Origin of the sequence: Bradyrhizobium sp., from assembly GCF_030693485.1 — a bacterium.
Classification (GTDB): Bacteria; Pseudomonadota; Alphaproteobacteria; order Rhizobiales; family Xanthobacteraceae; genus Bradyrhizobium.
Genome location: NZ_JAUYAN010000101.1, coordinates 18,154 through 27,899 on the forward strand (window position 1 = coordinate 18,154; position 9,746 = coordinate 27,899).

Genomic DNA, 9,746 nt, shown 5'->3' on the forward strand with positions numbered 1-9,746 from the left:
GCTTCAGGCGATCTCGATACCGTCGCACCCGGACTTCGGGAATCGCGACAGCGAATTCCACTCCTCATGGCTCATAACATCGATCGGTTCCGCTGACACCCATAGCGTCGGTTGCGGCATGTAACTGCGAATGCGTCCCCGAAGGCCGCGGCCGTCGCTGCCCTGCTTTCGCCCGGTCTCGCCCGAAGATTCCCCTTTTCCGCCGCGCTGTGGCCACGCGGTGGGGTCTCATTTCGCTTCGGGGGCGGGCAAATGGGGAGATTGCCAAATGATCATCAAAGCCAGCGGGCGCTCGGCATTGATTCTAGCGACCGGGCTCTTTGTATGTTTCGCGGGGCCATCGCAGGCGGCGCCGGGTGACGACACCGCAACCGCAAGTTCAAAATCCGAAACAGCCACGGGGGCGCCGATTGCGCTCAACAAACCCGCCAAGCCGCGCCAATCGAAAAAAATCGCGCAGCGAAAATCCGGCAAGGCGGCGCTGAAATCCTCGGCAGCCAGGAAGGCGACCTTCGTCGCCGATAGAGCCGACAAGGATTCGACCGGGATCCCGCCGTCGATCGCCAATGCCAACGCGCAACTGGCCCCCGCCGAGGCGCCTGCCGGCAGCGCCATGGCGATGTCGGCGAAAGCCAACACGATGCTGCTGGCCTCCGCGGACAAGCCGGCTGACAGGCAGCCGGCGGCCGAATCCGAGGTCATGGCCCCCGATCAGCTCAACGACCTCGACCGCGCGCTGCAGCAAGCCAAGCCCGCTGCACCAGCCATGACGCTGGCTTCGGCCGAGGCGCCTGCCCCGCCCGCCACGCCGGTCATGGCCGCCAGCAAGGACGATTCCGCCTGGGACCAGACCTCGCTGATCGGGAAGATCTTCATCGCCTTCGGCGCGCTGCTGACGATGGCCTCCGCCGCGCGCATGTTCATGGCGTAAGGAGTTTCGTGTCCCGGATGCGTCCGGGACACGGCATTCACCCCACTTGAAGCCCATCCCGCCAGCGGGCACATTGCCGGCGCAATCAGCGCCGGGGTGGATCATGAGCACGTTCGAACACATCATTGTCGAGAGCAAGGGCGGGGTCGGCATCATCACGCTGAATCGCCCGAAAATGCTCAATGCGCTGTCGTTCGGCGTCTTCCGGGAGATCGCCGCGGCGGTCGACGATCTCGAGGCCGACGACGCGATCGGCTGCATCCTGCTGGCTGGCGGCGAGAAGGCCTTTGCGGCGGGCGCCGACATCAAGGAAATGCAGCCGAAAACCTTCATCGACATGTTTTCCAGCGATTTCACCGCCATCGGCGGCGACCGCGTCGCCAGATGCCGCAAACCGACCATTGCCGCGGTCAGCGGCTATGCGCTCGGCGGCGGCTGCGAACTCGCCATGATGTGCGACATCATCATCGCCGCGGACACCGCCAAGTTCGGTCAGCCGGAAATCACGCTCGGCACCATTCCCGGCATCGGCGGAACGCAGCGGCTGACGCGCGCCGTCGGCAAATCCAAGGCGATGGACCTCTGCCTCAGCGGCCGGATGATGGATGCCGCCGAAGCGGAGCGCTCGGGCCTGGTCAGCCGCGTCGTGCCCGCCGACAAATTGATGGCGGAAGCGCTGGCCGCGGCAGATAAAATCGCCGCGATGTCGCGACCGGCGGCCGCGATGGCCAAGGAAGCCATCAACCGCGCCTTCGAGACGCCGCTGGCGGAGGGCATGAACGTCGAGCGCAACCTGTTCCACTCGACCTTCGCGCTGGAGGATCGTTCCGAAGGCATGGCGGCGTTCATCGAGAAGCGCAAGCCGGTGAACAAGAACAGGTAGCGGAGAGAGATATCTCGTTCGTCGTCCCCGCGCACGCGGCGACCCATAATCTTGGTCATCTGTTGTTGAGGAAGCTGTCGACCAGTGTACTCAACAATAACCGCCGCGGCGTATGGGTCCCCGCGTGCGCGGGGACGACACCGAGATTATTCCGCCCGGCTCCTCACCAGCGCGCGATAGGCGCGTTCCGAAAGTGTCACGGGTCTATCGAGGCCGAGCCGCGCCAGGCATTCGACGTCGGCGGGATCAGGGCTGCCCGTCAATCCCTGCCACAACAGCCCCGGCAAATGCAGCGGCGAACGCTGTGCCTCCCGCAGCACCTGCAACGCGGGGATCAGCCGCTGCTCGGTGTCCGTAAAATCGCTGCTGAACGGGAACGACGGAAGCACGCCCGCTTCGCGCACCGGTTTCAAGGCGGCCTTGATGCGCTCCGGAAAGTTTTCGCGTTGGTCCGGCGGAATTTCAAAGTTCTTCGGCAGTTTTCCGGCATCCTTGGCCTGCCGCGCCAGTTCGGCCTGAAAGCGGGAGTCCGCCACCGCGAGCATCGCGGCGCAGTGGCTGGAGGAGGACGGCGTAGATCCCTCCCGATTTCCCAAAGTGATGGATCACCGCCGCCGGATGTCGGAACGGCCGCAAGTTCAGCGGGCTGTCGCCGATGAACTTTCCTGATGCCGGCGTGTGACGAACCGGCAACAGCAAAGCACTGAATCAAGTTTCGGTGCGCGACTGTTTGCCTGTAGCGGCAGCGGCCTCTAAACAGTAAACACCAAGGCGTCGGCGGGGGCGGACGACCGGAAGTATTTGCGGGATCATATGGTTGGGCGTGCCGCAAAAGTAGGCGATGTGGCAAGGCGTGTGCTTCGATCGGGCATTTGCCTTGGCGTGGTGGTTTGCGTCGGATTTGCGGCTTCCGCAGCCCATAGCGAAAACCTGCCCGAGGCTCTGGCCAAGGCCTACCAGACCAATCCGGTGCTCAATGCGGAACGGGCGCGGCAACGCGCCACCGATGAGAATGTGCCGCAGGCGCTGGCCGGCTACCGGCCGCAGATCGTCGCCAGTCTCGGCGCGGGGCTGCAGGCGGTGCGCGACCTGCTGCCGGGCAACACGTTCCAGTCGGCGAACCTGAAGCCGTGGACCGTCGGGGTGACGGTGACGCAAACCCTGTTCAATGGTTTCAAGACCGCCAACAGCGTCCGCGTCGCGGAGCTGCAGGTGCAGGCCGGGCGCGAAGCCCTGCGCAATGTCGGCCAGGGCGTGCTGCTCGACGCCGTCACCGCCTATACCAACGTGCTGGCCAATCAGTCGCTGGTCGAGGCGCAACGCGTCAACGTCGCGTTCCTGCAGGAAACGCAGGGCATCGTCCAGAAGCGTCTCAATGCCGGCGACGTGACGCCGACCGATACCGCACAGGCCGACGCGCGGCTCAGCCGCGGGCGCGCCGATCTCAATGCCGCCGAGGTCAATCTCGCGATCAGCCAGGCGACCTATGCCCAGGTGATCGGCAATCCGCCATCGCAGTTGCGGCCCGCCGAAACCGTCGACCGCTATTTGCCGCGCAGCCGCGACGACGCCACCGGCCTTGCCTTCAAACAACATCCGGCGGTACTGGCCGCGGCCTTCGACGTCGACGTCGCCTCCACCACCATTCGCGTCGCCGAGAGCAGCCTGCTGCCGACCATCACCTTGCAAGGCAGCGTCAGCCGCAGCCGCGACAGCGATCCCACGCTGGGCACGTTCGGGACCGACCAGGCCTCCGTGGTCGGCCAGCTCAACGCGCCGATCTATGACGGCGGCACCGGCGCCTCGCAGACCCGGCAGTCCAAGGAACTGGCGGCGCAAAGCCGGCTCGTGCTCGACCATGTCCGCAACCAGGCGCGCACCGCGGCAGTCGCCGCGTGGGTTTCCCATGAAGGCGCCAAGGTCGCGGTAGCCGCTTCCGAAGCCGAAGTGCGGGCCGCAACGATCGCGCTGCAGGGCGTCGGCAGGGAAGCGCAAGGCGGCCAGCGCACCACGCTCGACGTGCTGAACTCGCAGCAGGATCTGACGCTGGCGAAAGCCCGGCTGATCGGCGCCCAGCGCGAGCGGGTCATCGCCTCCTACACGCTGCTCAGCGCCATCGGCAAGCTCGACGTCAAGACGTTGTCGCTCAACACCCCGGACTATCTGCCGGAAGTACATTACCATCAGGTGCGCGACGCCTGGCACGGTCTGCGCACGCCGTCGGGACAGTAGGCCCGAACGGATTTTCAGGGGCGCGCCGGCCATTGCGGCGGATGACTGCCAAGCGGCATCGCCGGACGGGCCCAGAACGCCGGCGTTTTCGACAGCACGGCGGAATGGCTGACCGACCACAACGGACCGAAGCCCGAGGGCACCTCCTGCACAAACGGTCTGATCGCGTCACCCTTCAAGTCCTCGGTCGTAATACCGTCAGCCACGCGGCCCAGATTCCACAGCCATCGCCCGGTCCGCGCCAGCGATACGCGGACGTGCCAGCTGCCGCCTTCGCGCGCCTGGCGCGCCTTCGCCATCATGGCGCCGAACGCCATCAGGTAGCCGGTGGCGTGGTCGAGCATTTGCGCCGGCAGCTCCTTCGGACCTTCCACCCCGGCGGCCAGGCCTTCGGCGTGATTGAAGCCGGTCGCAGTCTGCACCAGCGAGTCGAAACCGCGGCGCTCGGCCCATGGCCCGGCATGGCCATAGGCCGACAGCGACACATAGACGATGCCGGGATTGATTTTCGCCGCGTCCTCCGGCGAGAAGCCGAGCGCCGCCAGCGCGCGCGGGCGATAGCCCTGCGAGAAAATATCCGCACTCGCCAGCAGGTCGCGCAATACGCTTCGCCCCTGCTCGCTCTTGAGCTCGACAAAACTGGTCAACTTGCCGCGGCCGGTATCGATGGCGAGCCAGGGGATTGCCGGCAGGTCGGGACCGGAGATCAGCAGAACGTCGGCACCGTGCGCCGCGAGCGTCCGGCCCGCGACGGGACCCGCGATCACCCGCGACAGGTCCAGCACGCGCAGCCCCGCCAGCGGGCGATCGCCTTTGGGCCATGGTTTGGGTGCGGCATTGCCGATTTTTTCGATCGATACCAGCGGCAGTTCGGTGAGCGCTTTGGCCTGCGGAAGCGCCGACCACTCATCGTGCGAGCGCATCATCGCGACCACGCCGCCGGCGACATAGGCGGCGGTCTCGAACGCCTCGGCGTCCCACTGCAGCAGCGCGGTCTGGACCTCGTCGCGCTCGGGTCTGCAGTTCAGCACCATGCAGACGGCGGCGCGGTGATGCGGAAAATTGGTGTGCAGCCGCACGAAACGCGCATCACGGGTTTTGTAAATGCCGGCGATGGCGTCCCAGGCCGGCGGCGGTCCCTTGCCATCGGCACGAAGGTAACGTTCGCTGCGACATTCGACGACGGCATGACGCATGTCGACCGTGACATCCTGGCTTTGCCCGCTGCGCAATTGCCAGATCTGCGCGGCGGCCAATCCGGTCGCGGCGATCGCGGCCTGCGCCGCGGCGGCGACGCGAAACGACGACGGCAACTGCGGTTCTTCGCCGCTCAGCGTGATGGCATCGAGCGCGGCGGCATCGCCGCCGGCCTGCGTCCAGATGTCGGCGAGGATTTCGCGGGGACTTTGCATGGCATCACTCTTCCCTGACTTTCCCACCTCTGCCTCACCATGCCGGAAGATGCAACGGCTGCCATCGGTCTAACCTGGATCGTCGGGCGATGAGGGCCGGGGGTGCTTTCGAACAGCCAGACATGCGCTTAAATCTCGCGGCGCGATTAGCCCGAGGTTTTTCAGAAGGGGCTGGACAGGCGTTTCAGAAAACATGCAGTGATTTGCCCGCTCGGGTAGTCACACTTGCCAGATCAACCCGATGGTGCCGCACGATTGCGCCGCCCCCGGATTGGCCTGCGTCAATGCCGGCGTGCTACGATCCGTCATCAGGGATGTCGCGGGTCAACAGGGGAAGTCACACATGGACTTGGGTTTGAAGGGAAGAAACGCGGTAGTGCTCGGGGGCACGCGCGGTATTGGACGCGCGATCGCCGATACGCTGGCTGGCGAAGGCGCCGGCGTGGCTGTCTGTGCCCGCAACGGGGAGCAGGTTGCGAACACGGTTGCCGAGCTGAAAAACCGGGGCGTGCGGGCAACCGGCGCGTCCGTCGATATCACCGACGGCGCCGCGCTGGCGTCGTGGATCGCTGGCGCCGCCCGGGAGCTGGGCAGCATCGACATGCTGTTTTCCAATGCCGGCGCCATGGCGCAGGGCGGCGATCCCGCCTCGTGGGAGCAGAACTTCCGGCTCGACGTGCTGGGCGCGGTCAACGCGTTCGAGGCCGCCCGCCCGTTCCTCGAGGCCAGCGGCGAGAACAACGGCGACGCCGCCTTTATCATCATCTCGTCAATTTCGGCGGCGCAGGCAGACAATGCCAGTTCGTACGGTCCGATCAAGGCGGCCCTGGTGCACATGGCGAAGGGACTGGCGCGGCAATACGCGGGCAAGAAAATCCGCGTCAACGTGGTGTCGCCGGGCACGGTCTATTTCAAGGGCGGCGTCTGGAACATGGTCGAGCAGAACATGCCCCAGCGTTATCAGGATACGCTCAAGCGCAATCCGACGGGACGCATGGCCACGCCGCAGGAAATCGCCAACGCGGCCATATTCCTGGCGAGCCCGGCCTCCTCGTTTACGACAGGTTCGAACCTGATCGTCGACGGCGCTATCTCCAACCGCGTGAATTTTTGAGGGTCTGAGAAACTGGAAGCATGCAAGATTGAAATGCAGTTGGGCTATCGCATCAATCGCGAACGGGTACGTGCGGATGTGCTCCCATAACGGACATCGACCGAAGCGACCAACCGGACACGAATGACCACTTTTCGGACATGGCGAGCGTTTCATGTTGCAATGCCGCAGCCAAAACCAGCCAAGGAACAGCCCTGACCGTGCAAAGAGTGGACTTCCGCTCTTCCCCCCAAGAGCGGACATCACGCAGCAGGGCCGAGCTTCCGAAAAGGGCGATGAGGAAAACCTCATGCACCGCAACAAAACAGCGTCCCGGTAGGTTGTACAGATGGCAGGCACTTATTTGGCCATATCCAAGCGGTCCGGCGACAGAAATCGGGACCACAGGCCGCACAACAAGAAGTTGACTCAAGTCCCCATCGAGGATCAGCATAGTGGCCGATAGGCGACTACCAAGCGCTCGCCACTCCTGCCCGGACAGGACACGAGCCGTGCGGACGCACATCGATAAACGATAAACGATAAACGAAAGGAGGAGATGATGACCATGGGGGGAATCCTGAAGACCGCCATAGTGGCGGCAGGGCTGGCGGTATCGGCCAGCGCGCTCACGGCAGCGCCGCTGCTGTCAACCGAGGTCTACGTGGGCAAGCTCGAACTGCCGTGGGACATGGCCTGGCTGAAGGACGGCACGATGTTCTTCACCGAGAAGTGCAAGGGCCTGTCGGTGCGGATGCCCAACGGCACGATCAACAAGCTGCACGGCTTGGGGGGCACGAGCGGATACAACTCATCGAGCGCCGACCTGTTCTGCGACGGACAGGCCGGCATGATGGGCGTCGCGGTCGATCCGTCGTTCGATAGCAACCGCTACCTCTACGTCTACTCGAGCTCGAAGCTCAACGACAAGCTCGGCAACCGTGTGATGCGCTTCAAGGTGAACGAGGAGAAGACGCAGGTGTCCGACCGGACCGACATCGTCGGCGACATCGGCTACAAGCCCAAGGCGTCGAAGCATCCGTTCGGCGGACCCGGCGCACACAATGGTGGCCGCATCCGCTTCAGTCCCGGCGACGGCTTCCTCTACGTGACGACGGGCGACAACCACCTGGGCACCGGGCCGCAGAGCCCGACGTACATCGGCGGCAAGGTGCTGCGCATCGACCGCGACGGCAAGGCGGCCCCCGGCAACAAGCCGCCGGCCGGCTTCGACCCGCGGATCTACACGTACGGCCACCGCAATCCGCAGGGCATTGCGTTCCGGCCGGGCGACAACCGGCCGTTCACCGCAGAGAACGGCCCGTGGCACAGCGACGAGGTGACCGCACTCGAAAACGGCGGCAATGCGGGCTGGGATCCCCGGCCGAACATGGCCGGCCGCAAGGACTGCCCGGACGACTACTGCGGCTACTCGCCGAACCAGATGGGAGCGATGGAACCGGCGAAGCGGGCGGCCTTCATGCCGATGACCGATCTCAAGACCTATCCCAAGGCGATGAAGCCGGCCTGGAACAACACCGGGCTCTCGCAGGGCATGTTCTGCAACACGTTCCTGTCCGGCTCGAAGTGGAAGGACTGGGACGGACAGATGATCGTCGGGTATTCCGGCATCGGCATCCACGGCACAGCGGTCGGCAACCGGCTCGACGCGCTGAAGATCAGCCCGGACGGCCTCAAGGCGACCCGTACCCAAGTGTCATGGCCGACCGCGACCGGTCGTTTCCGCGGGTGCTCGCAGGGGCCCGACGGGGACCTGTACGTGGCGCTCGAGGACCAGGGCAACATCATCCGCGTGACGCCGCAGTAACGGCCGTCGACCCGACGCGCCGCCGCCCGGCGGCGCGTCGGGTCGTTCCCCGCGCCCCGGGCGCATTGCTCCGAACCCAGAGACGTGTTGATGCAGATTCTGTTGAAGTGGCTCGTCGTCGCCGGCCTAGCCGGTGCCGCGGCGCCTGCGCAGGCTGACTACGACCTGGTCGTCAAGAAGAACTGCCTGGCCTGCCACAGCCTGGACAAACGGAAGTACGGTCCGAACTTCACGGAAATCCTGGCGAAGTACGCCAACGACAAGACGGCCACCCAGAAGCTCGTGAAGAAGATCCGCAAGGGCGGCACCGGGGTCTGGGGCAACGACGTGATGCCGCCGCAGCCGCAGGTCTCCGAAGCCGAAGCGAAAGCGATCGTGAAGTACCTGCTTTCGCTCTAGACGTCCCGCGCCGACCGCCTTTCGTCGGGGGGCGGCGTCCCCTCGTTGCCCGGCCGGACCGGCCGGCCCGCAGCTGGGCCAACTTCGCGGGGCAAGGCGTGCACCCGTGGCGCCGGGCGCCTTCGCAGCGCCCGTCGAGGACGCGGATGTGCAACGGACCTCGACTCTGTGTGACGATGGTGACCGCCGTGACGATCGCGTTCGCGGCGGTGCCGGCGTGCGCCAGCGCCAGCATTCGGCATCGCGCCCCGCAGCATTGACGCATATCCGCTTATGCGACTCGCGCACAAGGGATAGAGGCTGGCGGGCGGGCGTTGGGCCACGTGGAACTGGCTGGACCCACGAAGTGCAATTTGGCGGTGGCGGTGGCGGTGGAGATGTCGACGGTGACTTCAACTCGTACCAAAATAGGCGATCGTTTCTATCTCCACCAACACTTCCGGCTTCCCAAGTGACCGCACTTCTACAAGTGTGGAAGCGGGAAAACTCCGCTGAAGAATTCGCGGCGCGCTCGCCAGAGCCGGAATCCACTTCGTTCGAGAACGCCTCAATGAAAATCCCTTGACGGCGGCAGGATCCGCACATTCCGGGGATGGCGGATTTTCTGGGCGGGATTGTCCGGATGCCCGCGCCGATCGTCATTGAGCGGTTCGATCAGCGCGGGACCTGTCGGCACCGCAGGCTTGCGGCCGAGCGCGTCGTTGGCGAGGCCGACCAGATCGTGCGAGCGGTCAGTGAGGCGTTGCGCGACCAGATGCGTCACCTGTTCGGGGCTGCTCTGGATATAGCCCTCGACCAGAACGAGCCGCGCGCCCATCACTTCCTTGCGGAACTCTTCCATCACCTTCGGCCACACCACGATATTGGCGATGCCGGTTTCGTCCTCCAGCGTCATGAACACCACACCCTTGGCGCTGCCCGGCCGCTGCCGCACCAGCACCACGCCGGCGCAGCGGACACGCTTTCTG

The 9,746-nt window shown here is 65.2% G+C and carries 9 protein-coding genes and 1 pseudogene; 7 read left to right on the forward strand and 3 right to left on the reverse strand.

What is annotated here, in order from left to right:
- Window positions 1-268: 268 nt before the first annotated feature.
- Together Q8N40_RS07690 and Q8N40_RS07695 are read left to right on the forward strand one after the other, a co-directional pair.
- Window positions 269-931, forward strand: coding sequence for a hypothetical protein (locus Q8N40_RS07690; protein WP_370870888.1), 663 nt, complete (start codon window positions 269-271; stop codon window positions 929-931).
- Between the two features lie 103 nt (window positions 932-1,034).
- Window positions 1,035-1,814 carry an enoyl-CoA hydratase gene (locus tag Q8N40_RS07695; protein WP_305711391.1) on the forward strand — a complete coding sequence of 260 codons (780 nt, stop codon included), beginning with the start codon at window positions 1,035-1,037 and terminating at the stop codon, window positions 1,812-1,814.
- A gap of 146 nt (window positions 1,815-1,960) precedes the next feature.
- Here Q8N40_RS07695 and Q8N40_RS07700 read toward each other — a convergent pair whose 3' ends face one another.
- On the reverse strand, window positions 1,961-2,359 hold the full coding sequence (locus Q8N40_RS07700) for a hypothetical protein (RefSeq protein WP_371135634.1): 399 nt from the start codon (window positions 2,357-2,359) through the stop codon (window positions 1,961-1,963).
- Window positions 2,360-2,363: 4 nt separating this feature from the next.
- Between Q8N40_RS07700 and Q8N40_RS07705 the strand changes: the two are divergent.
- Window positions 2,364-2,483 (forward strand): annotated as a pseudogene (locus Q8N40_RS07705) (glutathione S-transferase); the annotation flags it as partial.
- A 144-nt stretch (window positions 2,484-2,627) separates the two neighbouring features.
- Window positions 2,628-4,046 carry a TolC family outer membrane protein gene (locus Q8N40_RS07710; RefSeq protein ID WP_305711392.1) on the forward strand — a complete coding sequence of 473 codons (1,419 nt, stop codon included), beginning with the start codon at window positions 2,628-2,630 and terminating at the stop codon, window positions 4,044-4,046.
- 14 nt (window positions 4,047-4,060) lie between these two features.
- Here Q8N40_RS07710 and Q8N40_RS07715 read toward each other — a convergent pair whose 3' ends face one another.
- Window positions 4,061-5,458 (reverse strand): CoA transferase, encoded by a 1,398-nt coding sequence (locus Q8N40_RS07715; RefSeq protein ID WP_305711393.1) that lies wholly within the window; start codon window positions 5,456-5,458, stop codon window positions 4,061-4,063.
- A gap of 343 nt (window positions 5,459-5,801) precedes the next feature.
- Between Q8N40_RS07715 and Q8N40_RS07720 the strand changes: the two genes are divergently transcribed.
- The 3 genes from Q8N40_RS07720 to Q8N40_RS07730 all read left to right on the forward strand — a co-directional run bounded on the left by Q8N40_RS07720 (window position 5,802) and on the right by Q8N40_RS07730 (window position 8,778).
- Window positions 5,802-6,572 (forward strand): SDR family NAD(P)-dependent oxidoreductase, encoded by a 771-nt coding sequence (locus Q8N40_RS07720; protein WP_305711394.1) that lies wholly within the window; start codon window positions 5,802-5,804, stop codon window positions 6,570-6,572.
- A 541-nt stretch (window positions 6,573-7,113) separates the two neighbouring features.
- Window positions 7,114-8,379: a sorbosone dehydrogenase family protein gene (locus tag Q8N40_RS07725; RefSeq protein ID WP_305711395.1), complete on the forward strand. Its 1,266-nt coding sequence runs from the start codon at window positions 7,114-7,116 to the stop codon at window positions 8,377-8,379.
- Window positions 8,380-8,469: 90 nt separating this feature from the next.
- Entirely contained in the window at window positions 8,470-8,778 is a 309-nt protein-coding gene (locus Q8N40_RS07730) for a c-type cytochrome (RefSeq protein WP_305711396.1), read from the forward strand.
- Window positions 8,779-9,325: 547 nt separating this feature from the next.
- Here the strand turns inward: Q8N40_RS07730 and Q8N40_RS07735 are convergent.
- Window positions 9,326-9,746: OB-fold nucleic acid binding domain-containing protein (locus Q8N40_RS07735; protein ID WP_305711397.1), on the reverse strand; the 421-nt coding region annotated here is incomplete at its 5' end.

Excerpts from the sequence above, each read along its gene's own strand:
- Q8N40_RS07725 (WP_305711395.1), top strand. The coding sequence starts at position 7,114 with ATGACCATGGGGGGAATCCTGAAGACCGCCATAGTGGCGGCAGGGCTG.
- Q8N40_RS07690 (WP_370870888.1), top strand. The coding sequence starts at position 269 with ATGATCATCAAAGCCAGCGGGCGCTCGGCATTGATTCTAGCGACCGGG.
- Q8N40_RS07730 (WP_305711396.1), top strand. The coding sequence starts at position 8,470 with ATGCAGATTCTGTTGAAGTGGCTCGTCGTCGCCGGCCTAGCCGGTGCC.
- Q8N40_RS07720 (WP_305711394.1), top strand. The coding sequence starts at position 5,802 with ATGGACTTGGGTTTGAAGGGAAGAAACGCGGTAGTGCTCGGGGGCACG.
- Q8N40_RS07715 (WP_305711393.1), bottom strand. The coding sequence starts at position 5,458 with ATGCAAAGTCCCCGCGAAATCCTCGCCGACATCTGGACGCAGGCCGGC.
- Q8N40_RS07700 (WP_371135634.1), bottom strand. The coding sequence starts at position 2,359 with ATGCTCGCGGTGGCGGACTCCCGCTTTCAGGCCGAACTGGCGCGGCAG.
- Q8N40_RS07710 (WP_305711392.1), top strand. The coding sequence starts at position 2,628 with ATGGTTGGGCGTGCCGCAAAAGTAGGCGATGTGGCAAGGCGTGTGCTT.
- Q8N40_RS07695 (WP_305711391.1), top strand. The coding sequence starts at position 1,035 with ATGAGCACGTTCGAACACATCATTGTCGAGAGCAAGGGCGGGGTCGGC.